The following is a 26,134-nucleotide window of genomic DNA, read 5'->3' as shown; positions in this document are numbered from 1 at the left end:
GGCCGTCGGCGGGACACGCCTCCGGCACTAGGCCTGCGGGCCGTCGCAGCGCGGCGACCTCCGCCGCTCACCGAGCGGCAAATCTCCCAAAAATCCATTTAAAAAGCACCCTGACCTCATGGAAAACGAGCGGCAGCAGCGCGAGCAGCAGCAGGTCGACCCACTCGGTAAAGGAGAGCGCGACGGTGCCGAACGCGGCCGTCAGGAAGGGGACCTCGGTGACGGCGATCTGGAGGCCGACGCCGACGGCGAGGGAAAGGAGCATCGTCCGGTTTTCGAGGTGGTTCATGCGGAAGACGGAGCGATCGACGTCGCGCATGCCGACGGCGTGGAAAAGCTGGGAGGTGGCGAGCGTCACAAAGGCGTAGGTCTGCGCGTGGATGAGGACACTGGGGTTTTCCAGCAGCGCGCGGATGCCGTCGAAGGAGACGGGCGCGCCCGCCAAAGCAAGCATTCGGATGGGCGAATACAGGAAGGCGGCCAGCGTCATCCCGGCGATCACGATGCCGTAAAAGAGGGTGAGCGCGAACCCGCCGTGCGCGAAGAGGCTCTCCCGCGGGTCGCGGGGGCGCTGCTTCATAATGCCGGGGGCCTTGGTGTCCACGCCGAGCGCGAGTCCGGGCAGGCTGTCGGTGATGAGGTTGACCCAGAGGATGTGGATCGCGCGCAGCGGGGCGGCCAGCCCGGCGGCGATCGATACGAACATCGCGATCACTTCGCCGAAGTTGGAGGAGAGCAGGAAGAGCACCGACTTTTTGATGTTGGCGTAGATGCCGCGTCCCTCGCGCACCGCCTTTTCGATGGTGGCGAAGTTGTCGTCGGTGAGCACCATGTCCGCCGCGCCCTTGGCCACGTCGGTGCCGGTGATCCCCATGGCCACGCCGATGTCCGCGGCCTTGAGGGAGGGCGCGTCGTTGACCCCGTCGCCCGTCATCGAGACGATGTGGCCCCGGCTCTTGAGCGCCTTCACGATCATGACCTTATGCTCGGGGGAGACGCGTGCGAACACCCGCAGCTCCTCCACCCGCGCGTCAAGCTGTTCCTGGGACATCTCCGCGAGCTCCGCGCCGGTCAGGCACTGCTCTTCCCGCTCGGCGATGCCCAGCTCCTTGGCGATCGCAAGCGCGGTGTCGCGGTGGTCGCCGGTGATCATGACGGTGCGGATGCCCGCGTTTTTGAATTCCTGCACGGCCGCCTTCGCCTCGGGGCGGGGCGGGTCGATCATGCCGGCGAGGCCGACGAAGCAGAGGTGCTCCTCCTCGGCGGCTTCGTTTCCCTCCCGCCGCGCGAGCGCCAGCACCCGCAGCGCGAGCTTTGCCATCTCGCCCGCTGCCGCGAGGATCTCCTCCCGGTCGGCGCCGGTCATCGGGCGTTCGGCGCCGTTTTCGCAGATGCGTTCGCACCGGGCGAGCAGGATGTCGGTCGCGCCCTTCGTATAGGAGACGGTCCCCGCGCCGGTTTTGTGCACGGTGGTCATCATCTTGCGGTCGGAGTCGAACGCCTGCTCGCCGACGCGCGGCATCCCGGCTTCGAGCCCTTCCCTGCTCACGCCGAGCGGCGCGCCCATGTCGAGCAGCGCGAGCTCGGTGGGGTCGCCCACCCGCGCGCCGTCCGCGGTGGAGGCGTCGTTGCAGAGCACAAAGCCGGTGACGAACTCCCGGTCGCGGCCGTAGTCGAGCTCGCTTACGTCACGCAGCACACCGTCCAGCCAGACCTTGGTGACGGTCATGCGGTTCTGGGTGAGGGTGCCCGTCTTGTCCGAGCAGACGACGCTGACCGCGCCGAGCGTCTCGACCGACGGCAGCCGCCGCACGATCGTGTTGACCTTGACCATCCGCTGGACGCCGAGCGCGAGCACGATGGTCACGACGGCGGGCAGGCCCTCTGGGATCGCCGCCACGGCCAGAGAGATGGCGGTCAGCAGCATTTCGGGGATGTCGCGGCGCTGAAGCACCGCGATGCCGAACATCGCCAGGCAGACGACGACCGCCACGACGCCCAGGATCTTGCCGAGGTCGGCCAGCCGCTTCTGGAGCGGGGTGAGCTCCTGCTTCTGCCCGGCGAGCATCGCCGCGATCCGCCCGATCTCGGTGTCCATGCCGGTGGCGGTCACGACCCCCTCGCCCCGCCCGTAGGCCACGCTCGTCGAGGAAAAGGCCATATTCACCCGGTCGCCGATGCCCGGCTCCCCCTCGGCCACGAACGCGGCGTCCTTTTCGGTGGGCACCGATTCCCCGGTGAGGGCGCTCTCCTCCACCTTGAGGTTGACCGACTGGAGAAGGCGCAGGTCGGCGGGGACCACCCGCCCAGCCTCGAGCAGTACGATGTCTCCCGGCACGAGGGCGGCGGCGGGCACCTCGGAAAGCCTGCCGTCCCGGCGCACGAGCGCGTTGGGGCTCGAGAGCTTTTTGAGCGCCTCGAGCGCCTGCTCCGCCTTGGCCTCCTGCGTCATGCCGATGACGGCGTTTAAGAGCACGACGAGCAGGATGATCACCGCGTCGGAGACTTCCCGCAGGAAGATGGAGATCGCCGCCGCGGCAAAGAGGATATAGATCATCGGGTCGTTGAGCTGGGAAAGGAACATCGCGAGCTTCGATTTGCGCTTCTTTTCCGCAAGCTCGTTGGGCCCGTGCTTTTGGAGGCGCGCCGACGCCTCGGCCGCGGTCAGCCCCCTGGCGGGGTCCACGCCGAGCTCCTCGCAGGTCTGCCGGATATCCTTCTGAGTAAACAATTGCCACACTCCCTCAAACTGTTGTCAGAGCTATTGTTGTCCGCAGACGATCGAACTATCAAAAAATAGCCGTCCGGATATATGGCCATTTTTGTTGCTTCGCAATAAAAAAGACCTTCAACATGCCTGCGGCACGCTAAAAGTCTTGTTACCTCACACGGACCCCAGGCCAGGGCTTGCGCCCGCGGTGTTGACCTGGGATTTAAAACGACTCCCTTATTAGCTTATGTCCAGTTTACCGGGGAAATTTTGTTTAGATTGGGATTTTTTATGAAGAAAATGTGAATTCTGCGTCCTTTCCCATTGATGAAACCTTCCGCATTGGATATCCTAAAGGAAGAAACGCAAGGAGTGTGAACGCCATGGCAACCTTCCAGGAGCTCTACCAGACGCTGCTCGCCGCACAGGCGCGCAGCAACCTGCCCGAAGCGATCAAATACATCCGCACCCAGCAGGACTTCGACCCCAAGCAGCTCGACTGCCTCTTGAATCCCCAAAAGCACCCGCTCGTCTGGCGGACGGGCGAATGCGGCTGCGCGCCCGGCGAGGGCGCGTGCGAACGCGCCTGCGCGTTCGACGCGATCCATTCCGCGCCCGAAGAGGGCGGGCGGGTCGCCATCGACGTGACCCGCTGCGTCGGCTGCTCCGCCTGCATCGACGCGTGCGCCGCCAAAAAGCTCGAGGCGAGCCGGGATGCCGTCGCCGCGATGGAGGCGGTGCGCCGTCACGAGGGCCCCGTATACGCGCTCGTCGCGCCCGCCTTCATGGGCCAGTTCTCCGAGGCGGTCACGCCCGGCATGCTGCGCAGCGCCTTTTTACGGCTCGGATTCGACGGGATGATCGAGGTCGCGCTCTTCGCGGACATCCTCACCCTCAAGGAGGCGCTCGAGTTTGACAAGAACATCACCCGGGAGGGCGACTTCCAGCTCACGAGCTGCTGCTGCCCCCTGTGGATCGCGATGATCCGCAAGATCTACAGCGAGCTGCAGTCCCACCTGCCCGCGTCCGTCTCCCCGATGATCGCCTGCGGCCGTTCGGTCAAGGCGCTGCACCCCGACGCGCTGACCATCTTCGTCGGCCCCTGCATCGCCAAAAAGGCGGAGGCGCGCGAAAAGGACCTTGTGGGCGCGGTCGACTACGTGCTGACCTTCCAGGAGGTGCGGGACATCTTCGCGGCGGCGGGGATCGACCCGGCGGCGCTGGAGGACCGCGAGCGCGACCACTCCTCCCGCGCGGGGCGCATCTACGCGCGCACCGGTGGGGTGAGTGAGGCGGTCCGCTCGACCGTCGAGCGGCTCAACCCCCACCGCAAAATTTCGATGCGCACCCGGCAGGCGGACGGCGTGCCCGGCTGCCGCGCGCTCATTGACGACCTGCTCGCGGGGAAGATCGACGCGAACTTCTTCGAGGGGATGGGCTGCGTGGGCGGCTGTGTGGGCGGCCCCAAGCGGATCATCCCGCGCGAGGAGGGGGAGCGCAACGTGGACGCCTACGGCGGCGACGCGGCCAGCCCCACGCCGATCGACAACCCCTATGTGATCGAGCTGCTCGGCCGGCTGGGATATCCCACGGTGGAAAGCCTGCTCACCGAAAACGACATCTTCTCCCGCAAATTCTGAAAAACACCAGGCGAGGGCCGCGGCAGACGCCGCGGCCCTCGCCTTTTACTCGGTTTCCGCTCAGGTGAAGAGGCCCTTGAGCCAGCCGAAGAAGCCCTGCTTCTCCTCGACGGGGGCGGCCGTCTCCTCGGCGGGTTCGGGGATCTTGACCTCGTCGGTCTTCATGACGAACTTGACGTCGGTGTCGAGGCCCTCGGGCGCGGCGGTGAAGACGCCGTACTCCTTCGAGAGGTCGACGTAGCGGTCCTTGCGTTCGAGCAGCTCGTCGAGGTCGTCGAGCTTTTCGATCGCGCTGTCCGCGGCGCCCTTGTCCTTGAGGCGGTCGAGGGTGGCGATCATCCCGCGGGAGAGGGAGACCTTTTCATCCTGGAGCATGTTGCGCATCGTCTCGGTGATGTCGCGGTGCGCGTCGAGGTCGTCGCGCATCCGGAGCAGCGTGGTGATCGTCTCGGGCGACTCGTGCAGGCTCTTGTGGATGTCGGTGCGCTTCAAATCACGGCGCAGCGCCTTGATGATCGGGCGGGCGTCGGTAAGGTCGTCGCGCAGGTCGTCGATGTTTTCCACCTCGTCGAGCAGATTGGTCTCGTCGAGCTTTTTGAGCAGGAGCACGAGCGTCTCCATGTTGTCGGTGTTCTCCTTGAGGTGGCCGAGCATCCTGTCGAGGTACTTCTGCACCTCGGTGCCCTGGAGCTGGCCCGCCATCTGCTCGAGGCCGGGGCCGTACCGGTTCACATCGTCAAGCAGCTTGAGCAGCTCGTCGGGGCCGATCGCCACGACCAGCTTTTCCATCTGCTCGACCATACCCTTCATGGCCATCAGCTGCTGGTACTGCTCGGTGGGGACCGGGACCGTGCCGCCGCTGCGCGCGCTGCGGGCGCGCGGCGCGCTTTCGACGATCTCCTTCAGTTCATCGTCGCCCGCCTTGTTCAAATATTCGTCAATCGCGCCGGTCAGCACATAGTAGCCGGCCGTCGTCCCGGTAATCTCCGCATAGACGTCCATGCGGTCCTTGTCCACCGGCTTCTTCACGGTGTCGTCCGCCTTGGAGCCGTCGTCGGGCGCGGGAGCGGGGTCCGCGCCCCCGCCGCCTTCGCCGCCCTCGCCGGAGCTGCCGTCCGCGTCGTCCCCGGAGGGGCCGTCCGTGCCGGCGGGCGGGTCCTTCTTCTCTTCCGCGGGAGGCTCTTCGCCCTTCCCGGCGGCTCCCGCGTCCTCCCCGCCGGACGATTCGATGTACTCGGCCAGCACCGCGGTCACGCCCTCCGGTTCGCTGACCACCGGCCCGCTTGCGGTCGGCTCACTCGTCGTGGGCTCGCCGCCCGCGGGTTCACTGGTCGTGGGCTCGCTTGTGGCGGGCTCGCTCGTGGCGGGCTCGCTCGTGGCGGGCTCGCTCGTCGTGGGCTCGCTTGTGGCGGGCTCGCTCGTCGTGGGCTTGCTCGTCGTGGGCTCGCCGGTCGCGGGCTCACTGGTCGCGGGCTCGTTTGCGGCCGGCTCGTTTACAGTCGGCTCGCTCGTGACCGGTTCGGCCTTTTTGTCGCTCTCCCTGCGGATCGGGCGGATGTGGCCCGGATCGACGATGTCGCCGTTCGCGCTGGCGCGCACCAACTCGTCGCGCAGGGTCGGATTCAGCTTGGAGCCGGAGAGGACGTCGTCGAGTTTCCCGGCGGCGTTGGGGTTATTGATGTAGCCCATGACGACCTGCCGCGCCTGCAGGCGGGTCTGCTGCGCCTCCAGCTGGGCCTTCATCTGCCGGCAGATCTCCAGGAACTGCTGGAGCGCCTGGAGGCCCTCCCGGTATCCCTCGGGGTCGGAGGCCTGCGCGGTTTTGACGCCCGCGTAGACCGTCTTGAGGTCGTCCAGCAGGGTCTGCAAGCCGCCCTGGTCCGCCTGCGCGATGATCCGGTCGAGCTGCGCCTTGAGCGCCTTGTTCTTTTGCAGCTCGTCGTAGTCGTCCACCAGCTCCTGCAAGCGGTTGGGGCTCAAATCGTCCACAAGGTCGAAGAGGTCGGCGAGATCGTCGTCATCGAGCAGGGTGCCCATCGCCTTTTCGCTCAGGTCGTGGTCGATGCGGTCGTAGAGGCGGACGTTCTCGTCGGTGACGTATTTGGGCAGGATATCGAGGATATCCTTGTTGAGGTCGTAGAAATCGAAGACGTCGTCGATGATCAGCTTGGCCGCGTCGGTGCGTTCGGGGTCGGTGAGCAGCGAACGGATGTCGCGGTCGGGGTCGAGGGTCTCGAGGTCGTTTTGCATGTCGCGCAGGTCGTAGAGGTCCTGCTCCATGTCGTCGAACTCGTCGCTCTTTTTAAGGTCGTTGAGGTCGGGCAGCTCGGGGGAGGCCGCGATCATGATCGGGCCCATCTCAAAGTCGACGACGTCGGCGGTGACGGTGAACTCCTCGGGGAAGTCGAGGTCGTTCAGTTCCTGGACGCTGTAGCTGTCGAGCGCGAGGCTGTCGCCGAGCCCCGGCAGGCAGACCATCGCGACCACCTGGCTGCTGCCGTCGGTGACGACCGAGCCGTCGCTGACCTTGACGTTGCCGAAGGTGTCGTCCGGGAGGGCCATGCCCGCCGCCACCATGAGCGGCGTGTACATGACGGTCTTTTCCCCGCCGATCTCCACCTCATGCTTCGAGGTGTTTTTGAAGGAGAGGCGGATCTCCAGCCTGCCGGATTTCCCCGCCAGCTCCTGCGGGTCGTACTCCTTCCCGTCGAGCCGGTAGGTGATCTTCACCTCGAGCGGCAGCTCCTTGCCGGTGCGTCCGGTGTAGTAGAGGTCGGTGCCGTCGAGCTGCCAGCTCAGGCGCTCCCCCTCCTGCCGGGGGCCCCGGTCCCCCTTGATGTTCTCGATGTCCTTGAGGTCGGAGACGTCCTCGAAGGTCACGCCGGGCGTGTCGCTGTGCAGCCAGTCGGTGACCACCGTGTCGTAAGGGCGGCCGTTCGGGTCGAGGTTGACGTAGACCGTCTCGCTCTTCTTGGTGCCGATGAGATTCTCCGGCTTCTCCTTTTCCGGTTCCGCCTGGACCTGCGCCGCGGCGGGCTGGGCGGGTTCCTCGGCGGACGCCGCCGCGCAGCCCGAAAGCAGCGTGGAGGCCGCCACCGAAAGGGCGAGCAGCACGCAGAGCGCGCGCAAGGAAAGGTGCATTGGTTTCATATCGATTCCCCCTGTTTCGCATGGAGCTCTTTGAGCCGTTTTCCCAGCCGCTTTCTCGGCTGCGGGGTGATGTCGCTGCGCCAGTTGTGGGAGGTCTTCGCGATGAAGCCCTCGCAGGCGAGCAGCACCGACGGCAGGATGAAGATGCTGACCAGCGCGCTGATGACGGCGCCGCGCGCCAGCATCGAGCAGATGCTCTTGATGATCTCGATTTTCGAGATGAGCGAGACGCCGAAGGTCGCGCAGAAGAAGACCGAGGCGCTCGTGATGATCGATTTGTCCGAGGCGCTCGAGGCGATCTTGATCGCCTCGACGCGCTCATGCCCGTTTTGCAGCTCCTCGCGGAAGCGGGTGGTCATCAGGATGGCGTAGTCGACCGTCGCGCCCAGCTGGATGCAGCCGATGACGATGGGCGACACAAAGGGGATGACCGTCCCGGTCAGGGCCGGGATGCCCTGGTTGATGAAGATCGACAGCTCGATGGCCGCCACGAGGATGACCGGCACGGTGAACGACTTGAAGGTCAGCCCCACGATCACCAGGATCGCCAGCACCGAAAGCACGTTGGTCACCTGGATGTCGACCGTCGTGATGTCCATCAGGTCCTTGGTCATCGCGCCCTCGCCGGTGATCAGCGCGCCGGGGTCGTACCGCTTGGCAATTTCATTCAGCGCCTCGATCTGGGCGTTTTCCTCCTCGCGCGCCGCCTTGTAGCGGGAGTTGATCATGAGCATCTGCTTGCCGTCCTTCTTGCAGATGTCCTTGAGCTCCTGCGGGATGAAATTGTCCGGGATGCCCGGGCCGACGAATTTATTGTAGGCGAGCAGCGCCTCCACCCCGTCGACCTTCTCCATCTCCTTTTCCATCGCGTTCAGCCGGTAGGCGGGGAGGCTGTCGTCGACGATCACGAAGTGTGTGGTCGCCATGTCGAACTCGTCCTTGAGCTTGTTGGTCGCCACGGTCGACGGCAGATCCTCCGGAAGCGACTGGTCGATGTTGTAATAGATCTGCGTCCTGCTCTGCATGATGAGCGCCGGCACGAAGAGCACGAGGAAAATCGCGACAAAGGTCTTTTTGTGGTCGATGATCCAGTCGTTGAGCCTTGTCAGGTCGGGGATGAGCGACCGGTGGCTCCAGCGGTGGATCGGCTTATCGAAGACGAGGATGAGCGAGGGCAGCACGACGAGCACCACGAGGATGCCGATGACGATGCCCTTGGCCATCACGAGCCCGAGGTCGGGCCCGAGCCCGAGGCGCATGGCGCAGAGCGCCAAAAAGCCCGCCACGGTGGTCGTCGACGACCCGGACAGGGAGACGAACGCCCCCTGGATGGCGCTCGCCATCGCGTCCCGCCGGTCCTCGAACCGCTCCTTCTCCTCGTCGTACCGGTCAAAGAGGAAGATCGAGTAGTCCATCGAGACGCCCAGCTGTAAGATCGCGGCGATCGCCTTGGTGATGTAGGAGACCTGCCCCAGAAAGATGTTGGTGCCGAAGTTGTAGGCCACCGCGAAGCCGATGCCCATCAAAAAGACGAAGGGCAAAACAACCGATTCCATCGTGAGCGACATGGCGACGATCGAGAAAACGACCGCCAGCAGCGTGTAGAAGGGCATCTCCTGTTCAACGAGGTCCTTGGTGTCCTTGAGGAAGATCGACACGCCCGCCAAAAAACACCGTTCGTCGCAGAGGGCGCGCACCTCGTCGATCGCCCGCAGCGTCTCGTTGGAGGCGCCGGGGTGCTCGAACTGGACGATGATCATCGTTGAATCCTTCGCCTTTTCGCTGTAGAAGATATCCTTGATCTCGTCCGGGAGGATCTCCTTGGGGACGCTGATGTCGAGCATGCTGGAGATCCACATCGCGTCGCTCACACCGGGGACCTCCTCGATCGCGTCCCGCAGCTTTTCCACGTCGCGCGCGGGCATCCCCTCGACGACCAGCATCGCGGTCGCCGCGCTGTGGAAGGTGTCCTCGAGAACCGCCTGCCCCTGCGAGGAATCGAGCTCTTCGGGCAGGTAGGAGAGGATATCGTAGTTGACGCGGGTGTTGATCGCGCCGTACAGGCTGGGCAGGAGCAGCAGCAGCGCGAGAAGGATGATCGTCTTTGGCGAGCGCGTGAGCGCCCGCGCAAATTTCTTGAGCAAGCCAAAACCCCCTCATTCCATGCGGGAAGCGCCAAGCCGCGCCTCCCCTTCTTAAACCATACCCAATATATCACCCGGCCGGCGCGATGTAATTAGACAGATTTTTCATCTGTCTAAAAATACGACACCTCCCCCGAACTGTCGTTTTTTTTGACAAATCCGCTTTTTGTCTATACCGCGGCCGGCATCGGGCGGATATAATAAAGTCGGAAAACACTCTTGAGGAGGCCGCGGACATGGAATTTCAGCACCGGATGCTGCGCGCGGTGGTGGCCGGGATCGTCGACAAGGCGCTGCGCGACCTTCCGCGCGACCCGAAGCGCAGCCTGCGCAACCTCGTGGACCTCGGGGACAGCTGCGCGAAGGGCCCGCAGCAGAAGCTCTTTTTCGCGCGGGCGCACGCCGCGCTGCAAAGCCCCGCCTCCCCCTATTACCAGCTTGCCGCGGACGCCGTCAACTGGGTGGACCCGCGCGCCCTGCGCGCGATGGGGGTCAACCTTGGCGCGTCGGGGCTCACCTGGGGAGTCGGACGGCTCCGCCAGGAGGAGGCCGCGCGGGGCGGGCACCTGCCCTGGATGCTCCTGCTCGACGGGCCCGCCCGGGCGGATTCCCCCGTCCCGCGCGAGGCGAACGCCCTCGGCTGCTATACCTTCGTGCTGCGCGGCGCCGACGCGCGGGAGGCCTGCGCGCTCGCCGCGCGCTGGCCCGAGAGCGCCTTCTTCGCCGAGCTGCCCGCCGCGCAGATCACCCCCGAGACCGCCGCCCTGCTTGAAAAGGCCCCCAACCTCGCCGTCTCGGTCGACGTCACGCCCGAAACGGACGCCTCCGAGGCCTTCGGGCTCCTGCACGCGGCCCGCAGGTTCTACGGCTTCGCGGCCGCCTGCACCTCCCGGACCGCCGACGCCCTGCTGGACGGGGCGTTCCTCGACCGGATGCGCGCCGGGCACTGCCTCTACGGCTGCTTTCGCTGCCCCACCGGGGAGCCCGCCCTCGAGGACAGGCTCTGCCGGACGGTGAACGGCGACCGCGGCCGCCGCAAGGGGCGTCCGCTGCTGCTCATCGACTTCCGCCGCGACGTGCAGTCCGTCGCCGAGGCGGTCTCCCCGGGAAGCCGCGCGCTGCGCGTCAACCCCGCGCTGCCGCTCGGCCCGCAGCTCTCCCCGCGATCGGAAAACGTGATCTGAACGGCAAAACGCCCGGCATCCTTTCGGATGCCGGGCGTTTCCGGTTCGCGCCCGCCGGTCTGCCGGCGGACGCTTATTCCTTCTTATATTTTTCCAGCGCGTAATGGATGCTCGCGTCGGTCATCTCCTTGACCCGCAGGATGTAGCCGTCCGGCTCCTCCTTCATGCCGTGCCGTGCCCATTTCATGATGAGCCCCACGAACGCGAACGCGTAGAAATCGGCGATGAATTCGAGGTCCTCCTCGCCGATCGGGCTTTCGCCGAGCAGTTCCTCCGCGAGCGACCGGACCAGCCCCCGGGCAAATTCCAGCAGGTACTCCTGGAAGGAGTTCTGCCCCGGCGTGCTCAGGGCGTTGATGTAAAAGCGCTTGTTGTCCCGCATGTAGCGGCAGAGCGCGCCCAGGCCGTCGGTCCAGTGGGCGCGGTCGGAAAAGCTGCTCATGAGCTTGACCGTCTCGGTATAGTAAATCCAGTTGACAAGCTCGTATTTGTCCTTGAAGTGGTAGTAGAAGGTCTGGCGGTTTACCCCGCAGTTGGAGGTGATGTCCCCCACCGAGATCTTTGAAAGCGGCTCCCGCTCCATCAGCTCCTTGATGGACGCGGCCAGCGCCTGCTTGGTGATCATTGAATCCGCCATGCCATCCCCCCTTTTCCGCCTTTCGGGACGCCTCTATTCTAATACAAATCCTTCCGGTTTGCAACCGTGGGCGGGGAGCTGCCGCGTCCCTTGCACCGCGCGGTGAAATGTGCTAAACTGGGGAAAACCCGGCGCCCGGGCGGGCGGAAGGAGGCGGACGGATGAGTTTGAGCAGCGAGCCGGTCCGGCGGGAGGACGACCTCCTGCGGATGATCGACGAGGGCATCGCCGCGCTTGAGACGGACGAGGAGTTCACCAAAACGGTGCAGGCGATCGGCGAATTTTGCAGCCGGAATGAAAAACCGGACCCGGAGGAGCCCTGAACGGGCCGCTCCGGGAAAAGAGGCGGACGCTCCAAACGGAGCGCCCGCCTCTTTTTGATTTTGCCAAGGCGCACGGCTCAGATGAACGCCTGCTCGACGCGGATGACCGCGAAGTATTTCGAATCGATCGCCTGCACCCCCTCGCGCACCCGCTGGGCGACCTGCGCGTCGCTCAGGCGGAAGCGGTGGGGCACCGTTACGTCGAAGATCAGGTTGGTGTGGGTGACGCCGTTCACCATGCGAAAGTCGTGGATCGAGATCGACGGGTCGATCCCGCGCACCATCTCCTCCACCCGCTCCCGCAGCGCGCCGATCTCGCCGTGGTCGACGGCGACGGGGTCCATATGGATGGTCACGTCGCAGCCGAACTTGTGCCGCAGCTCCAGCTCGATGACGTCCACCGCGTCGTGCATGGTCAAAATATCCGCGTTGCAGGGCATCTCGGCGTGCAGCGAGATGATCCGCCGGCCCGGCCCGTAATCGTGCACGATGAGGTCGTGCACCCCCGACACCTCGTCATGGGCGAGCACCGTCTCCTCGATCTGCCGGACGAACGCGGCGTCCGGGGCCTGCCCGAGCAGGGGGGAGAGGCTGTCGCGCGCGGTGGTCCAGCCGGTATAGAGGATGAAGAGCGCCACAAGCATGCCGATCCAGCCGTCGATGTTAAACTTGGCAAAGTAGCTGACGGCGATCCCGAGTACGACCGCGGAGGTCGCGACCGCGTCGGTGAGGCTGTCCATGGCGGTCGCCTTCATCGCGGTGGAGTCGAGCCGGCTGCCGAGCGAGCGGTTGAACCAGCACATCCACAGCTTGACGGCGATCGAGAGGAGCAGGATGGCCACCGACACGGCGCTGAACGACACCGCCTCGGGGCGCAGGATCTTCGCGATCGAACCGCGCGCCAGCTCGAGCCCGACGAGCAGGATGGCCATCGACACGGCCAGCCCCGAGACGTACTCAATCCGCCCGTGCCCGAAGGGGTGCTCGCTGTCCGAGGGGGCGCAGGCCATCTTGAAGCCGACGAGGGTCACGACCGACGAGCCCGCGTCGGAGAGGTTGTTGAAGGCGTCCGCCACGATCGCGATCGACGCGGTGAGCCACCCGGCGGCCGCCTTGGCCGCGAAGAGGCAGAGATTGAGGACGATCCCCACCACGCCCGAAAAAACGCCGTACCGTCCGCGCACCTCCGGGTCCTCCACCCGGTCGCTGTCCCGCACGAAGCGGCGCAGCAAAAAGTTGATCATATCCCATTCATCCAATCCGTGCAAATTGCGGACCCGCCGGGGCCCGCGGCTGAAAAGGGGCGGGCCGCGACCCGCGCGTCCCACCCCGACTTAACCGGTTTATTTTTCCCAGAGAGCCTCCATCTTTTCGCGGATGCGGGCGCGCCGCGCGGCGGTCGCCTCCGCGTCGACCTTGAATTCGCCGATCTCATGGACGACGATGTCGCCCTCCCCCGCCTCGCGGGGCAGGCGCGCGCGCTCGACGCCGATCGTCTCGCCGTTTTCCGCCTCCAGGATGGCAAAATTCCCCTCGAACCGGTCGATGCTGTACCGCATGGGTATTTCGTTCACTTCCTCATGGCCGCAAAGCTTTTGATCAGCTCCACCGCGTCCCCGGTGGACAGCAGGCTGCTGTCGAACGAGAGGTGGTAGCTGCCGATCTCCCCCCACTTTTTGTCCGAGTAGGAGTTATAATACGCGGCGCGTTTTTTATCGATTTTGGAGATCATGTCCTTGGCCTCGCCGCCGCTCATCTCATAGAGCCGCTTGACCCGCTCGACGCGGTACTGGAGCGGCGCGTGGATGAACACGTTGAGGCAGTCCGGCTCGTCGCGCAGCGCGTAGTCGGCGCAGCGCCCGACGATGACGCAGTCGCGCTCCCGGACGATCTTGCGGATCGCGTCAAACTGCGCCAGAAACAGCTTCTGGTTGATCGGGACATGGTCCACGCCCATCAGATTCCCAATGGAATACGGATTGACCGACATGGAATAGAGCAGGCTGCTGACCGGTTTTTCATCGTTGCTTTCAAACAGGTCCCTGCTGATGCCGCTTTCCTTCGCCGCAACCTCGAGCAGCTCCTTGTCGTAGAACTCCACGCCGAGGGAATCCGCCAGCGCCTTCCCGATCTCCCGGCCGCCGCTGCCAAACTCTCTCCCAATGGTTACGATCATCCGTTTCGCCATGACAACCGCTCCTTTCCCGCCCGTTTTACACAGGCCGCACGCATTGCCTTTGCCGTACTATTATTATACGCTTCCCGCGGCGATTTTTCAACCTTCGCAGATTCCGGCGGGCAGATTTTCCGGCCGCGCCCGCCGGTTTCCCATGGCCAGGCGGCGGCAAAAATAAAAAAGCGGCGGTAAAACCGCCGCTTTTTTGGGGCCGCCGTCAGACCGCGTCGCGCGTTTCGGGGCGGAAGAGGAGCGAAATGCACCAGATCGCGCCGAGGGCGACGAGGGTATAGATGATGCGGCTGAAGATACTTGCCGAGCCTCCGAAGAGCCATGCGACGGCGTCAAACTGGAAGATGCCGATCAGGCCCCAGTTGATACCGCCGATGATGGTCAGGATCAGCGCAATTTTATTGATCAAACCAGTCAACCTCCTTGATCAGTGGGGATACGCCGTTATCAGTCTGCCCCGAAAAATCGGGATTTATGCACCGGATGCGGGGAGCCTCTCCGGGCGCGTCCTCTTCGGGGGAAAGCGCCGTGAAACCGACGGCGGCGGACCTCGCCGCGAAGACCGCCACGCGGTCCACCTCCGAACGCTTCAGCACCCGGTAGGGCGCCAGCGGCGCGCCCTCATAGAAGAGGACCGCGCGGTCCCCCTCGGGCGCGAGAGTCACTGCCAGCGCCTCAAACGGGCCGGTCTCCCGCTCGATGGCCGCCGCGTCGAGCCGGTAGGGGCCGCCCTCGGGCAGCGTCACGATCCGCTGCCCGCCCGCGGCGTACACCCGCATCGAGCAGAGCATCGCCATGCCCAGCGCGAGCACCGCGGCCGCAATCAGCCGTTTCATTTCGCCATCCCTCCTTTGACCGTCTTTTTTTCCGCGCCCGCGCCGGTTTTGCCCGGCACGGCGCGCAGGCAGGAACAATCGTTTCCTTGCCGCTTGTATTTTGCGTCTTTTTGTGGCAAAATAAACGTATTCCCGCAGGTATCTGATAAAAAAGGATTGATGAACCCATATGAACCACCAGACGGTCGTGATCCTCGACTTCGGCGGGCAGTATAACCAGCTGATCGCCCGCCGGGTCCGCGAGTGCGCGGTCTACTGCGAGGTGCTCCCCAGCCGGACCCCGCTTGCGGAGGTCTTCGCGAAAAATCCCATCGGCATCATCTTTACAGGCGGCCCCAACAGCGTCTACGAGGAAGATTCCCCCCACATCGACCCGGCGGTCTTTGAACGGGGCGTCCCCGTGCTGGGCATCTGCTACGGCATCCAGCTGATGGCCCACACCCTCGGCGGGCATGTCACCAGCCCCGATTCGCGCGAGTACGGCAAGACGGTTACATACTACGACACCTCCTGCCCCCTCTTCGCGGAGCTTCCGGAAAAAGGCGTCTCGTGGATGAGCCACACCGACTATATCGACCGGCTGCCCGAGGGCTTTACCGCCGCGGCGCACACCGATTGCTGCCCCACCGCCGCGATGCAGAACCCCGAAAAAAAGCTCTACGGCTTACAGATGCACCCCGAGGTGCTCCACACGGAAAACGGCGTCGCCATGCTCCGCAACTTCCTCTACCGGGTGTGCGGCGCAAAGGGCGACTGGACGATGGGCGACTACGCCCGCAGCACGATCGCGTCCCTGCGCGAAAAAATCGGGGACGGCAAGGTGCTGCTCGGGCTTTCGGGCGGCGTGGACAGCTCGGTCGCGGCCGCGCTGCTCTCCCGCGCGGTCGGCGGCCAACTCACCTGCATCTTCGTCGACCACGGCCTCATGCGCAAGAACGAGGGGGACGAGGTCGAGGCGGCCTTCGCCGGGCATGACCTCAACTTTGTCCGCGTCGACGCGCGCGACCGCTTCCTCGATAAGCTCGCTGGCGTGACCGACCCCGAGCGGAAGCGCAAGATCATCGGCGAGGAGTTCATCCGCGTCTTTGAGGCGGAGGCCAAAAAGCTCGGGCGGGTCGACTACCTCGCGCAGGGCACCATCTATCCCGACGTGATCGAATCCGGCGCGGGGGACGCCGCGACGATCAAAAGCCACCACAATGTCGGCGGACTTCCCGATTACGTCGATTTCAAGGAGATCATCGAGCCGCTGCGGTTGCTCTTCAAGGACGAGACCCGCGCGCTCGGCAGGGAGCTCGGCCTGCCCGATTACCTTGTCGACCGCCAGCCCTTCCCCGGCCCCGGGCTCGCCGTGCGCATCGTCGGGGAGATCACCCGCGAAAAGGTCGCGGTTTTGCAGGACGCCGACTGGATCTTCCGCGAGGAAATCGCCCGGGCGGGACTGGAGAAGGAGGTCCACCAGTATTTCGCGGTGCTCACCGACATGCGGTCGGTCGGCGTCATGGGGGACGGGCGCACCTACGACTACACCGTCGCGCTGCGCGGCGTCACCACCACCGACTTCATGACCGCCGACTGGGCGCGCATCCCCTACGAGGTGCTCGACCTCGTCAGCCGCCGGATTGTCAACGAGGTGCGCGGCATCAACCGGATCGTCTACGATATCACATCCAAGCCGCCCGCGACCATTGAATGGCTCTGAGGCCGGCTCGGCAGGACATGGGAGGAAAACAGCATATGCAGCAGGACATGATCGTTATTCTGGACCTTGGAAGCACTGAAAATACCGTCCTCGCACGGGCCGTCCGCGACCTGGGCGTCTACAGCGAAATCTACCCGCACGACATCACGCCGGACGAGCTGCGCGCGCTGCCAAACGTGCGCGGCATCCTCCTGAACGGCGGCCCCAACAGGGTGGTGGACAGCGTGCCCGTCGACGTCGACCCCGCGGTCTATTCGCTCGGCATCCCGACCCTTTCCGCCGACCATCCCACGGCACGCGGCGAGGCCCTGCCCCATTGGCCGGAGGAGCCCGCCGCGCTGACGGAGCTGCTTCGCGGGTTCGTCTTTGGCACCTGCAAGGCGCAGGCCAACTGGAACATGGAAAACTTCATCGCCGACCAGATCGAGCTCGTCCGCAAACAGGTCGGCTCCCGCAAGGTGCTGCTCGCCCTCTCGGGCGGCGTGGACAGCTCGGTCGTCGCCGCGCTGTTGCTGCGCGCCATCGGCGACCAGCTCACCTGCGTGCACGTCAACCACGGGCTGCTCCGCAAAGGGGAGCCGGAACAGGTCGTGCGCGTCTTCCGCGACGAATTGGGCGCGAACCTCGTCTACGTCGACGCGAGCGAACGGTTTTTGGGCAAGCTGGCGGGCGTGGCGGATCCCGAGCAGAAACGCAAGATCATCGGCGCGGAGTTCATCCGCGTCTTCGAGGAGGAGGCCCGCAAGCTCGAGGGGATCGACTTCCTCGCGCAGGGCACCATCTATCCCGACATCGTCGAGAGCGGCACCAAGACCGCCAAGATGGTGAAGAGCCACCACAATGTCGGCGGCCTGCCCGACGACCTCGCGTTTGAGCTCGTTGAGCCGCTTCGCCAGCTCTTCAAGGACGAGGTGCGCGCCTGCGGCACTGCCCTCGGCCTGCCCGACGCCATGGTCTACCGCCAGCCCTTCCCCGGCCCCGGACTTGGGGTGCGCTGCCTCGGCGCGATCACCCGCGAGCGCCTCGAGGCGGTGCGCGAATCGGACGCGATCCTCCGCGAGGAGTTCCACGCCGCCGGGCTCGACAAGACCGTTTGGCAGTATTTCACCGTCGTCCCCGATTTTAAATCGGTCGGCGTGAAAAACAACGCGCGCTGCTTCGAGTACCCGGTCATTCTGCGCGCGATCAACACGATCGACGCGATGACCGCAGACGTCGAGCAGGTGCCCTGGCCGGTGCTCATGAAGATCACAAACCGCATCCTGAAGGAAGTGCCGGGGGTCAACCGCGTCTGCTACGACCTCTCCCCCAAGCCGCCCGCGACGATCGAGTGGGAGTAATGGCCGGAATAGCCGGAGGCCGCATGATACCTGCATTTTCTCGGTGTCGCATTTGCCCGTGGCATTATTTTGGCATTAAATCTCTCTGGGCGACCATTTTCGTGGGGTCACGAAAATGATGCCCGGAAACGAAAAAGAGCCCCCGGCCTGCTGGCCGGGGGCTCTCTCTGTGCTGCGGGTTAGACAGCGTTAAGGTACTTGAGGGCGACCCAAGAAACGATTTCCTGCAAGAGGGCCTCCTCCTCGCCTTTGTGTGTGGCGAGCTGCTTGACGGTGTACTTGCGGTTCGGGCCGGACACACCAGAGGGAACCGCCTTTCCTCTGGTAGTGGCGAGGCCGCCGTAGACGGCTCCGTCGTCGATGGTGACCTTGCTGCCGACCTTGATGGCCGGGGCCGCCGTGGCCCCGGTGCCGGTCTTGGTGACGTAATCGAGGGAAATCCAGCCGACGCCGGATTTGAGCTTGCCCCATTTGGTCGCCCCGGTGCCGTCCGCCTCCGCGACGATGGTATAGACGCCGGGGGCGATGAAGCCCTTGCGCCCGTAGTTGGTGCCGGGGCCGCTGCGGATGTTGAGGTCGGTGGCCGTCACCTTGACGGTGTAGTTGGTGGCGGTCTGCTCGCTGCCGGTGGTGGGTGTGCTCGGGGTGGAGCTCCCGCCGCCGAGGCGCTTATTGATTTCCGCTGCGATGCTGCCGTGCCTGTCGTAGAGGTAGTCTCCGGGGCAGGCCTTGGCAGCGTAGTCGCGGTGAACAGTCATATTGCAGCCGCCGACGTGGTTGACGCGGTTGTTCTTGACAGTAGACCACACGAGCTTCTTGATGCTGTTCCTCTGGCAGATGTCCTCGACAAGGTTCAGAAGGGCTTGGTATGCCTTGTCGGAGACGGGCCAGTCCGGGGCTCCTCCGTTGTTGGCGACCTCGATGGTGATGGCTCTCTGGTCGTTCGCTCGGGAAGAGGTGCACCAAGAGCGGTACGCCTCCGGGACGTAGAGGGCGATGCGCCCGTCGCTGCCGATGCCGTAGTTGCTGGATGCCTGTCGGCTGCTATTGGCAAAAAGGGCTCCGCACGATTCGACGGATAGGTTGCCGGCCATGCAGTGGATAGAGATGGTGTCGATGGCGTGGGTTCTGTTCCCGGAGTGGTTCGGGCTGAGTTTGGTGTAGCAAATGAGGGCGCTATTACTCATCTTCGTCGTCCCCCTTCCCGTCGCCGTCGAGCATGGCGTCGAGGGTCTTCTCATCCACTACGTCGCCGTCCTCGTCATAGATGAGGCCGGTTTCCTCGTCATAGTGGAGCTCTCCGACGTAGGGCAGGTCGTCGTCGATTTCTCCGTTGTAGTAGCGCATATTGAGCTGCGGCTTTTTCCTCTGTTCGCTCATAGTGTTATTCCTCCTTGGGGGTCTCTGTGGTGGTCTCGATGGTGGTCGTGACGACGGCGTCCGGGATGCCGATAACAGGGACGATGCCGTTGGTGTTGAGCTCGTAGACGGCGGCCTCAATGAGGGCGTCGAGCTTGGCTTCGTCAACGGTGATGCCGTGCTCGCGGAGCCAGTTGATGACGTACTCCTTCTTCTCCTCGCCGCGCCCGCTGCCGGTGTAAATCTGCTCGGCGGCGGCGACGGCGATTTTCACCCACGCATTGATTTCCTTCTGCTGCTCTGCGGTGGTCTTGCTCTTGATGTAGGGCACGAGGAAGGCGGTGATGAGGGCCGCGATAAGGGCGGCAACGGCTTCGATGATGGGCGTGATGTCGTACATGGCGATGTCCTCCTTTTGGTCTTATCCTTTTCCGATGTTGGTGCTGTCGCTGCTGATGGTCGTGTCCTCCGGCAGCGGGTTCCCGTCGGCGTCGAGCCGGTGCTTGTTCCGGCTCAGTTTCTCGCCGAGGCTCTTGCCTGCGTAGGTAATCAGATACCCGATGCAGGCCGTAAAGATGGTCGTGGTGACGTCCGAGACGGCCTCCCGGTAAAAGGCTGCGAGCACATAAGAGGCGACGGCTGCTGCCGTGGCTATAAAGACGGCCCAGATGGCGAGCACCTTCGAGAATTCGAGGGGCTTCCTCTGGGCCTTCTTCTTTGCCTTCTCGCGCTTCCTCTTGCGCCACCAGCTTTTCAGCTTCTTGAGCAGCTTTTTCACATGGTCACTCCCTCCCTTCACTCATCGAGCAGGGCGTGGATGCCTTGCTGCGCGAGAAAATCCTTCTGCTTGTGCTTGATGTCTGTGGCGTAGGCGAGCGCCGTCTCCATATCGCCGTTCGTGTGGCCGCGCTGCATGGCGTGGGCCGTGGCCTCGCCGAGGGCGATGCTGGCCCGCGTACTCTGCACGATGAGCAGAAATAAATCCTGCTGCGCCTTCGCCTTTTCGGCTTGGGCTTCCTCCCGCGCCTCGATGTGGCCCTTGAAGCGCCAGACGATGAGCCCCATGATGGCGCTCGGAATTCCCATAGCCGCCACGAAGGCGAGGAGCAGCTCTCCGATGCTGACTTCGACCATTGGTATCACCTCCCCTTGATGGCTGCCGCCGGCACAAAGCCGGTGACAAATCTCCCGCCGAGGAAGGTGGCTACCGGGCACCATCCGGCCCGGCGGGGCATCGCAATAACGGGCGCGCCCTCATCGAGCGTCCCGTCGCTGCCGTAGGTGTGTCCGGGCCCGGCCTTGACTTCTGTGCCTGCCGCCCGGCAGGCCGCAGTGTAGGCGCGTGTCCTGCTGGCCGGTTTCCCGTGCTTCGAGAAGCTGCCCTCGGGGACGTAGCCCCGGATGAACGCGCCGCCGGCGACGGCTGCCACCTCGCTCCATCCATCCTTCGCCGGGAGCGCGAGCAGCCAGTCTCCCGCTGCGGCTTCTCCGGCGGCCTCAAAGCCGCGTCCGGGGCCGGTGCGGATGGTGGTCGGCCCGGCGGTGAAGACCGCGCACAGGGGCGCTCCGGCGTCGCTGCGGGCCTTTGGCGCGGTCTTGGGCTTCGCCCTTGACCTGCGCGGTGCCGGTTTCTTGGTCGTCTCGCTCATTCTGCATCCCTCCTTTACGCAGAGAGGAGGCCCCCGCTTACGCGGAGACCTCCTTGTAGTAGTCGTTGAGGAGCGCCGGGGGTGCCCAGTTCTCCTGCTTGTTGAAGGCGCGGAGCACCTCGTACTCGGTGCCGTCGTGGGTAAAGTGGTCGCCTACGGCGAAGGTGTGGCTCTCCTCGAGGCCGTCCCAATCCGGGACGTCACCCGGCTCTGGCTCGGGCTCCGGGCCGGGTTCGGGCTCCTCACCGCCGTCCTCGTAGAGTTTGTACTCCGAGGGGACAAGGTGCGGGTAATGGGGCTCGTAGAGCGTGACGCCCGCCTCCTTGATGGGGGTGTAGAGCTTTCCGTCAATGGGGTCGCGGCGAACGGAACCGTAGGGGACGTGCTCGCCCCATGCGAAGTCGAGGTAGGTGCCGGGCTCCTCCGGCTCCTCCCGGATAAGGCGGAACAGGGTGCGCCCGCCCACGGTTCCGGGGGCGTAGAGGGCCTGCGCTTGGTGCGTCTGGGTGCAGATGTAGGTCTCGCCGCTGGTGCCGTCGATGATGGTCTCGCCGGCGAACACCTGCCCCATACTCGCCGCCCAGATGCGGGCGGTTCCTACGGTGGCGATTTCTTTGATGACGTCGTCCGTGAGGTCGCCGGTGGCGAGCTTCCCGGCTCGCAGAAGGGCGTCTTGCGCCTTGCGGATGTGTTCGTCCGGGTAGCTGCCGCCGAGGGCCTTGATGGCCTCCCCAGCGTCCAGAATGGCCGTCCAGATGTCAACGAGCTCTACGGCCTTTTCCTGCTTCTGCAAAGTCCTCTGGTATTCAAGGCTGTTGACGTTCGGCATGATAGTCTTCCTCCTCTCTTACACATAAGAGCCGCTTACCGGCCTGCTGCTGATGGTGTCGTAGCCGGTGCTCTTGGAGATTTGCACCTTGACGCCGACGCCCCATTTCTCTGCGGTTTTGGTGGAGTTCGAGAAGATGTGCTTGAGGCCGATGGTGGCGAGCTCCCATGTGGGATTGTCGTCGAAGGCGTTGTTGCACACGGAGACGACGACGTCCTCCGCCGCCGCGTAGTACTGCAGGGACACGAGAATTTTCTCGGCTGCGGCGTCGGTCTCGATGGGGCCGACGATGTACTCGATGCCGGTGACACTGCGGGTGAAAGTGGTCGTCCGTGTGGCACTGTTGCCGAGGGTGTCCGTGACCTTGACCTGCATGGTGTGCTGCCCGTTCGACAGGGCCGCGAACTGCGCCTCTGTGAGGGCGAAGGTGTAGGTCTGGTTTCTCACGGCGTCCTCGATTGTGCGGATTTCGTTCCCGTCGAGGCTTTCGACGACGGTGAGCTCATCGTCGGTGTCTTGGTCGTTCACGGTGTAGGCCATCGAGGGCGGGCTCGTGACGGTGCCGAGGTCGGTGTCGGTGCCGCTGATGGTGGGGTCTACGTTGTGGACAACGGTTTTGACCGTGCTGCTGGTGTAGCCGCTGTACGCTCCGTTGACGTCCTTCGCCCGGACACGCCACTGAACCGTGTTTGCGCTGGTGCCGACGCCGGTGTCGTCGTAGCTGGTGGCGCTGCCGGTGTAGACGTTCGTCCACGCGCCGCTGTTGATGCTCCGCTCGAGCTCGTAGGTGATTGCGCCGCCCTCGGGGTCTACGCTGGCCGCCCACGAGATTTCTGCGGTCTTCCCGCTGCGTACTTCGTCCGGGACGGTGATGCTGGGCGGGGTCGTCGGGGCTTGGTTCCATACAATCGTGTACGCGCCATCGCTGTCCGGGCTGTCAGATACCAAGATTGAAGATGACAGATTCAAAGCCGGGCGGACGCCGTAGTGGCCGTTGTACGCGTAGTAGCTGTTGAGCGTCCCGTCCGAGTTCACGTAGCGGACGTTGTTCGAGCCCGACGCGTTCGGGGAGCGCAGGTAGTAGTACCAGTACTGGGATGCGCTCAACGAACTTGTCTTGTACTCACTGTTGCTGACGGCCTGCGCGGTGGGGCGGCACTGGCGGCCGGAGTTGTCGCTGAACATGGCGAGGGTAGAGCCCTCCGAGACGCCGTTCTCTGCGCCGAGGCCGACTTCCGCCTTGGACAGCAGGAAGACCTTGTCCGTGACGGTCTCGGAGCCGCCGCCGTCAACGCTGGCCTTTGCTACGGTGAGGGTAGTGTTGAGGATAGCGGCGAGCATCTGGGCCGAGAAGCCGGTGAGGAAGCCCGCCTCATCGTCGTACTCATTGTAGCCGTCCCACACATTGGCGTTGGTGGGCGCTGCGTCTGCGCCGTGCTGCGCTTGATACCACGGCGAGCCAGACTTGTTCAGCCACTGCCGGAGGTTAGAAAGGGAATACCTGTTGTTGCCGTAGTTCCGGCGGCTGCTGTCGCCGTTGCCACTCTCCTTCGCGTCGAAGCAGGCGAGCTTGAGGATGTTCGCCGCGACGAGGGTGACGGAGTTCGCCGGGTACCCGGCGTGGTTCTTGTCACCTATCTCCCAGATGATAGGGACGCCGTAGTAGGTCGTGCTGGTGTCTTTGACCTTTGCCCTAACGGGCAGGGCGCTGATTGATTGAGACATCTGCTGTTTCGCTCCTTTCAAAAATCTCATTGTAGAGTTGGTCGTATTTCTGTATGAGCGCGTGGCAATCGCCGTGGGAAGCGTGTGACCGCCAGCTCTGGTAGCTCTCGGTGATTTTCTCCTTGGTGATGGCTCCGCTCTCGTACATGACCTTGTACTTCCGCAGTTTCCGTTTCATCCGCTCGCGGCTGGCCCGGCGCAGCTTGCGGACGACCTTTCCGGTGTCCGTGAGATAGCTGTGGAAGCCGAGAAAATCCAGTCCGTTACGGAGGGGAAATATCTGCGTCTTGTCATTGAGCTCGAGCCCTCGCTCCGCGAGGTGCTCCGATATGGCCTTCCATGCGGCCCGGAGGGTGTCTTTGCTTTCGTGGATGATGTAGAAGTCGTCCATGTATCTCCCGTAGTAGCGGAAGCGGAAGCCCTCTTTCATGAGGTGGTCGAGCTTGTTGAGGTATAAGAGCGCGAATACTTGGCTGCTCTGGTTGCCTATTGGGATGCCGACGTTGCCCGGTGTGCTGTCGATGATGAGGTCGGTGAGCGCGAGGCTCCTTTCGTCGTCGAGCAGCTCCCGGACGTCCTGCTTGAGGATGTCGTGCCGGATGCTGGCGAAGTAGTGGTGGACGTCCGCTTTCAGTACCCATCCGTCTGCGCTGCCGTGCCTGCGGTAATACTCCCGCATGAAGTCGCGTAGCCGGTTGAGGCCGAAGTGGGTTCCCTTGCCTATCTGCGATCCGTAGTTGTCGAGAATGAAAGGACGGGTGAGGACGTCGTAGAGAATGGTGTCGCAAAAGGCGTGTTGGACGATTTTGTCCTTGAAGGAGTTGGTCTGAATGAGCCTTTTCTTCGGCTCGAAGACATAAAACTCCCGGTAGCCGCCGGGGCGGTATGTGCCGGTGCTCAACTCCTCTTGCAGGACGGCGATAGCCTCGAGGGCGTTCATCTCCACCTTGGCGACGGTGTTCTTCCACCTCTTGCCGCGCCGGGATGCCCGGTAGGCGTTGTAGAGCGTTTCAAATTCGTAGACGGTATCAAAATTGACCTTCGTTTTCTGCATCTGCTTGGGCTCCTCCGAACACCGCAAAAGCCCCGAGGCCCTTGCGGGCTCCGGGGCGTCGGTGCTATGTGTTTATCCTCGGCGGTATGCCTTTGGACGGGATATTCCTTCCTTTGATGGGTGGGCCTCTGCTTTCGGCCCCGCCGCAGCGGGGTCTACTTGGTCGCGGTAAATTCCACCGAAGCCGGGCGGACGCCGTTGTTGCCGTTGTACGCGTTGTTGTTGTTGAGCGTCCCGTCCGAGTTCACGTTGCGGACGTTGTTCGAGTTCGACGCGTTCGGGGAGCGCACTACGCACAACAAAAGTCGATGCCGTACAAGGAATACCCCAATGAAACGCCGTCAGCCTTTCGGGCTGAACCGCGCTGCATCCTTTTTCCGCCACGAAGCTGTGAGGTTCTTGACGTCGAGTATCTTCTTCGTCCAGTCCTCGCAGCGGCGGATGTCGATGTAGCCCCTTTCGAGGGCTATGTCGAGTAGGTTGAGGAGGAGCTTACATTTCGTAAGAGCTCTCTTTTGAAGGTCGAGGCGTTCTGCTGTCTCTGCGGCGCTGCGAGGGAATATCTCGTTCGCCTCTATGAGGCATTCCAGAACGTCGAGGGCCGCTGTCTCCATCCGCTGTGAAAGTGTGAAGCGGACGCTTTTCGGAAACACCTTATTGCTGGCCCACATGGTATGGTTCACAAGGTCTTTGGCCTTGCTTATGGCGGTGAGTTCGCCGGGCTTGCCGTTCGTAGCAGACACCTCCTTTCGGCGAGGGCGTCGAGCTCCTCTTGGCTGATGCCCTCCACTTCGAGTACGCCTTTCTTCACTGTGATGCTCACCTGCCTGCCGTCTATGCTGGTGCCGGTGAGATACAGCCCGTCATGCCGCCTGCACGGGCAGGGCGTCTCCAATTCGGAAATGAGGTGCGGTATGAGACAGGCGGCGGTCTCCTCCGTGCAGAGAACCGCCGCCGTCATGCCTCGATGAGCCTCGCTGTCTGGTTCCACACGCCGTCAATGATGGTGACGTTGGAAAGGGTTGCGAAGTCCGCGCTGAACGTGATGCCGCCGGGCATATCCCCGCTGATGAGGTCGGAAAGAAGGTCGATTTCGTCCCCGTAGTCGTCGAGGATTTCTTGCAGGCCGGCGATGTCGGAAATTTCGTGCCCGTGGCCGATGAGCGCGTAGTTGGCGAGGTCTGCCATCGTGGCGAAGGCGTCCGGGTTGATGATGGCGGTGACGATGCTGACGCTCGAGACAATGGTAACGAGCGTGAAGGTCGCCAGCTTGTTCACGGCGTCGCCGTCCGGGCGTATCCATTCCGGGTGTTCCTGCAGGGAGAGGTAGGTGTAGAGGATTTCTCCTTCGTCCGGGTCTGTGGCCCAGAGGCCAAGCTCCGTAGCGTTGAAGCCGGTCTCGACGCCGACACTGCTGACCTGCGCGACGATGGAGACTTCTCCGTTGTTGCTGTTGGCGATGGAGGCAATCATGCCGTCCATAACTTCGTGCCCGAGGTCTGTCATGCTGTCCGGGCTGCTGCCCGAAGGAATGCTCCCGTCGCCGACGCTGACGCGGGTGAATTGCAGTCCCTCCCCCGAGGCCATGAGCTTGGCGATGAGGTCGTTCCCTTTTTGGGTGAGGTAGCTGCCGTCGTTGTAGCCGATTTCTGGCATTGTGCTGT

General features: G+C 63.9%; 26 protein-coding genes. 5 read left to right on the top strand and 21 right to left on the bottom strand.

What is annotated here, in order from left to right:
- Positions 1–67: 67 nt before the first annotated feature.
- Entirely contained in the window at positions 68–2,731 is a 2,664-nt protein-coding gene (locus NE609_RS06225; RefSeq protein WP_256152019.1) for a cation-translocating P-type ATPase, read from the bottom strand.
- A gap of 362 nt (positions 2,732–3,093) precedes the next feature.
- Here NE609_RS06225 and NE609_RS06220 point away from each other — a divergent pair, with 362 nt between their 5' ends.
- Positions 3,094–4,350 carry a [Fe-Fe] hydrogenase large subunit C-terminal domain-containing protein gene (locus NE609_RS06220; RefSeq protein WP_121587349.1) on the top strand — a complete coding sequence of 419 codons (1,257 nt, stop codon included), beginning with the start codon at positions 3,094–3,096 and terminating at the stop codon, positions 4,348–4,350.
- A gap of 60 nt (positions 4,351–4,410) precedes the next feature.
- On the opposite strand, the gene NE609_RS06215 is transcribed toward NE609_RS06220, so the two are convergent.
- Together NE609_RS06215 and NE609_RS06210 are read right to left on the bottom strand one after the other, a co-directional pair.
- Complete coding sequence (locus NE609_RS06215; RefSeq protein WP_256152018.1) at positions 4,411–7,500, bottom strand: hypothetical protein; 3,090 nt, start codon at positions 7,498–7,500, stop codon at positions 4,411–4,413.
- A complete protein-coding gene (locus NE609_RS06210; protein ID WP_256152017.1) occupies positions 7,497–9,644 on the bottom strand; it encodes an RND family transporter in 2,148 nt (715 codons plus the stop codon). The genes NE609_RS06215 and NE609_RS06210 overlap by 4 nt, the downstream gene beginning before the upstream one ends.
- Before the next feature lie 236 nt (positions 9,645–9,880).
- Between NE609_RS06210 and NE609_RS06205 the strand changes: the two genes are divergently transcribed.
- Positions 9,881–10,828, top strand: a complete 948-nt coding sequence (locus NE609_RS06205; protein ID WP_158595685.1) for a hypothetical protein — start codon at positions 9,881–9,883, stop codon at positions 10,826–10,828.
- 73 nt (positions 10,829–10,901) lie between these two features.
- Here NE609_RS06205 and dhaS read toward each other — a convergent pair whose 3' ends face one another.
- Positions 10,902–11,465 carry a dihydroxyacetone kinase transcriptional activator DhaS gene (gene dhaS / locus NE609_RS06200; RefSeq protein ID WP_101549614.1) on the bottom strand — a complete coding sequence of 188 codons (564 nt, stop codon included), beginning with the start codon at positions 11,463–11,465 and terminating at the stop codon, positions 10,902–10,904.
- A 161-nt stretch (positions 11,466–11,626) separates the two neighbouring features.
- Here dhaS and NE609_RS06195 point away from each other — a divergent pair, with 161 nt between their 5' ends.
- Positions 11,627–11,788: a hypothetical protein gene (locus NE609_RS06195; protein WP_158595684.1), complete on the top strand. Its 162-nt coding sequence runs from the start codon at positions 11,627–11,629 to the stop codon at positions 11,786–11,788.
- A gap of 77 nt (positions 11,789–11,865) precedes the next feature.
- Here the strand turns inward: NE609_RS06195 and NE609_RS06190 are convergent, their stop codons facing one another.
- From NE609_RS06190 to NE609_RS06170, 5 genes are all read right to left on the bottom strand, one after another.
- On the bottom strand, positions 11,866–13,032 hold the full coding sequence (locus NE609_RS06190; protein WP_256152016.1) for a cation diffusion facilitator family transporter: 1,167 nt from the start codon (positions 13,030–13,032) through the stop codon (positions 11,866–11,868).
- A 99-nt stretch (positions 13,033–13,131) separates the two neighbouring features.
- Positions 13,132–13,347, bottom strand: coding sequence for a DUF3006 domain-containing protein (locus NE609_RS06185; RefSeq protein WP_101549610.1), 216 nt, complete (start codon positions 13,345–13,347; stop codon positions 13,132–13,134).
- 11 nt (positions 13,348–13,358) lie between these two features.
- Complete coding sequence (locus NE609_RS06180) at positions 13,359–13,976, bottom strand: AAA family ATPase (protein WP_121587345.1); 618 nt, start codon at positions 13,974–13,976, stop codon at positions 13,359–13,361.
- A 205-nt stretch (positions 13,977–14,181) separates the two neighbouring features.
- Positions 14,182–14,385 (bottom strand): DUF378 domain-containing protein, encoded by a 204-nt coding sequence (locus NE609_RS06175; RefSeq protein WP_121587344.1) that lies wholly within the window; start codon positions 14,383–14,385, stop codon positions 14,182–14,184.
- Positions 14,375–14,812: a hypothetical protein gene (locus NE609_RS06170; protein ID WP_256152015.1), complete on the bottom strand. Its 438-nt coding sequence runs from the start codon at positions 14,810–14,812 to the stop codon at positions 14,375–14,377. The genes NE609_RS06175 and NE609_RS06170 overlap by 11 nt, the downstream gene beginning before the upstream one ends.
- 169 nt (positions 14,813–14,981) lie before the next feature.
- Here NE609_RS06170 and guaA (NE609_RS06165) point away from each other — a divergent pair, with 169 nt between their 5' ends.
- Both guaA (NE609_RS06165) and guaA (NE609_RS06160) read left to right on the top strand, forming a co-directional pair.
- Positions 14,982–16,514, top strand: a complete 1,533-nt coding sequence (gene guaA, locus NE609_RS06165; RefSeq protein WP_256152014.1) for a glutamine-hydrolyzing GMP synthase — start codon at positions 14,982–14,984, stop codon at positions 16,512–16,514.
- 35 nt (positions 16,515–16,549) lie between these two features.
- Positions 16,550–17,854, top strand: a complete 1,305-nt coding sequence (guaA, locus tag NE609_RS06160; RefSeq protein ID WP_256152013.1) for a glutamine-hydrolyzing GMP synthase — start codon at positions 16,550–16,552, stop codon at positions 17,852–17,854.
- A 179-nt stretch (positions 17,855–18,033) separates the two neighbouring features.
- On the opposite strand, the gene NE609_RS06155 is transcribed toward guaA (NE609_RS06160), so the two are convergent.
- The 12 genes from NE609_RS06155 to NE609_RS06100 form a co-directional block, all read right to left on the bottom strand.
- Positions 18,034–19,041: an N-acetylmuramoyl-L-alanine amidase gene (locus tag NE609_RS06155; RefSeq protein WP_148337898.1), complete on the bottom strand. Its 1,008-nt coding sequence runs from the start codon at positions 19,039–19,041 to the stop codon at positions 18,034–18,036.
- Positions 19,034–19,234 carry a hypothetical protein gene (locus tag NE609_RS06150; protein ID WP_148337900.1) on the bottom strand — a complete coding sequence of 67 codons (201 nt, stop codon included), beginning with the start codon at positions 19,232–19,234 and terminating at the stop codon, positions 19,034–19,036. The genes NE609_RS06155 and NE609_RS06150 overlap by 8 nt, the downstream gene beginning before the upstream one ends.
- A 4-nt stretch (positions 19,235–19,238) precedes the next feature.
- On the bottom strand, positions 19,239–19,613 hold the full coding sequence (locus tag NE609_RS06145) for a phage holin, LLH family (protein WP_148337902.1): 375 nt from the start codon (positions 19,611–19,613) through the stop codon (positions 19,239–19,241).
- Between the two features lie 21 nt (positions 19,614–19,634).
- Entirely contained in the window at positions 19,635–19,991 is a 357-nt protein-coding gene (locus NE609_RS06140; RefSeq protein ID WP_148337904.1) for a hypothetical protein, read from the bottom strand.
- Between the two features lie 17 nt (positions 19,992–20,008).
- Complete coding sequence (locus NE609_RS06135; protein WP_148337906.1) at positions 20,009–20,347, bottom strand: serine/threonine protein kinase; 339 nt, start codon at positions 20,345–20,347, stop codon at positions 20,009–20,011.
- A 5-nt stretch (positions 20,348–20,352) separates the two neighbouring features.
- The gene (locus NE609_RS06130; protein WP_148337908.1) at positions 20,353–20,862 is read right to left on the bottom strand and encodes a hypothetical protein; all 510 of its coding nucleotides are present in this window, start codon (positions 20,860–20,862) and stop codon (positions 20,353–20,355) included.
- A gap of 37 nt (positions 20,863–20,899) precedes the next feature.
- The gene (locus NE609_RS06125) at positions 20,900–21,691 is read right to left on the bottom strand and encodes a hypothetical protein (protein WP_178627694.1); all 792 of its coding nucleotides are present in this window, start codon (positions 21,689–21,691) and stop codon (positions 20,900–20,902) included.
- A gap of 18 nt (positions 21,692–21,709) precedes the next feature.
- Positions 21,710–23,416, bottom strand: coding sequence for a DUF6273 domain-containing protein (locus NE609_RS06120; RefSeq protein ID WP_256152012.1), 1,707 nt, complete (start codon positions 23,414–23,416; stop codon positions 21,710–21,712).
- The gene (locus NE609_RS06115) at positions 23,385–24,470 is read right to left on the bottom strand and encodes a reverse transcriptase domain-containing protein (protein ID WP_148337914.1); all 1,086 of its coding nucleotides are present in this window, start codon (positions 24,468–24,470) and stop codon (positions 23,385–23,387) included. Before NE609_RS06115 ends, NE609_RS06120 begins: the two co-directional genes overlap by 32 nt.
- 155 nt (positions 24,471–24,625) lie before the next feature.
- Positions 24,626–24,760, bottom strand: coding sequence for a DUF6273 domain-containing protein (locus NE609_RS06110; protein ID WP_256152020.1), 135 nt, complete (start codon positions 24,758–24,760; stop codon positions 24,626–24,628).
- Between the two features lie 51 nt (positions 24,761–24,811).
- Positions 24,812–25,213, bottom strand: a complete 402-nt coding sequence (locus NE609_RS06105; protein WP_087301560.1) for a four helix bundle protein — start codon at positions 25,211–25,213, stop codon at positions 24,812–24,814.
- A 214-nt stretch (positions 25,214–25,427) separates the two neighbouring features.
- Positions 25,428–26,126: a phage tail protein gene (locus tag NE609_RS06100; RefSeq protein WP_148337921.1), complete on the bottom strand. Its 699-nt coding sequence runs from the start codon at positions 26,124–26,126 to the stop codon at positions 25,428–25,430.
- Between the last annotated feature and the right edge of the window lie 8 nt (positions 26,127–26,134).

This window comes from Anaerotruncus sp. DFI.9.16 (assembly GCF_024461615.1).
Lineage (GTDB): Bacteria > Bacillota > Clostridia > Oscillospirales > Ruminococcaceae > Anaerotruncus > Anaerotruncus massiliensis.
This window is presented reverse-complemented; position numbering and strand designations above follow the sequence as displayed.

Coding starts and splice junctions, on each gene's coding strand:
- NE609_RS06220 (WP_121587349.1), top strand. CDS start 3,094: ATGGCAACCTTCCAGGAGCTCTACCAGACGCTGCTCGCCGCACAGGCG.
- NE609_RS06215 (WP_256152018.1), bottom strand. CDS start 7,500: ATGAAACCAATGCACCTTTCCTTGCGCGCGCTCTGCGTGCTGCTCGCC.
- NE609_RS06205 (WP_158595685.1), top strand. CDS start 9,881: ATGGAATTTCAGCACCGGATGCTGCGCGCGGTGGTGGCCGGGATCGTC.
- dhaS (WP_101549614.1), bottom strand. CDS start 11,465: ATGGCGGATTCAATGATCACCAAGCAGGCGCTGGCCGCGTCCATCAAG.
- NE609_RS06195 (WP_158595684.1), top strand. CDS start 11,627: ATGAGTTTGAGCAGCGAGCCGGTCCGGCGGGAGGACGACCTCCTGCGG.
- NE609_RS06190 (WP_256152016.1), bottom strand. CDS start 13,032: ATGATCAACTTTTTGCTGCGCCGCTTCGTGCGGGACAGCGACCGGGTG.
- NE609_RS06185 (WP_101549610.1), bottom strand. CDS start 13,347: ATGCGGTACAGCATCGACCGGTTCGAGGGGAATTTTGCCATCCTGGAG.
- NE609_RS06180 (WP_121587345.1), bottom strand. CDS start 13,976: ATGGCGAAACGGATGATCGTAACCATTGGGAGAGAGTTTGGCAGCGGC.
- NE609_RS06170 (WP_256152015.1), bottom strand. CDS start 14,812: ATGAAACGGCTGATTGCGGCCGCGGTGCTCGCGCTGGGCATGGCGATG.
- guaA (WP_256152014.1), top strand. CDS start 14,982: ATGAACCACCAGACGGTCGTGATCCTCGACTTCGGCGGGCAGTATAAC.
- guaA (WP_256152013.1), top strand. CDS start 16,550: ATGCAGCAGGACATGATCGTTATTCTGGACCTTGGAAGCACTGAAAAT.
- NE609_RS06155 (WP_148337898.1), bottom strand. CDS start 19,041: ATGAGTAATAGCGCCCTCATTTGCTACACCAAACTCAGCCCGAACCAC.
- NE609_RS06150 (WP_148337900.1), bottom strand. CDS start 19,234: ATGAGCGAACAGAGGAAAAAGCCGCAGCTCAATATGCGCTACTACAAC.
- NE609_RS06145 (WP_148337902.1), bottom strand. CDS start 19,613: ATGTACGACATCACGCCCATCATCGAAGCCGTTGCCGCCCTTATCGCG.
- NE609_RS06135 (WP_148337906.1), bottom strand. CDS start 20,347: ATGGTCGAAGTCAGCATCGGAGAGCTGCTCCTCGCCTTCGTGGCGGCT.
- NE609_RS06130 (WP_148337908.1), bottom strand. CDS start 20,862: ATGAGCGAGACGACCAAGAAACCGGCACCGCGCAGGTCAAGGGCGAAG.
- NE609_RS06125 (WP_178627694.1), bottom strand. CDS start 21,691: ATGCCGAACGTCAACAGCCTTGAATACCAGAGGACTTTGCAGAAGCAG.
- NE609_RS06120 (WP_256152012.1), bottom strand. CDS start 23,416: ATGTCTCAATCAATCAGCGCCCTGCCCGTTAGGGCAAAGGTCAAAGAC.
- NE609_RS06115 (WP_148337914.1), bottom strand. CDS start 24,470: ATGCAGAAAACGAAGGTCAATTTTGATACCGTCTACGAATTTGAAACG.
- NE609_RS06100 (WP_148337921.1), bottom strand. CDS start 26,126: ATGCCAGAAATCGGCTACAACGACGGCAGCTACCTCACCCAAAAAGGG.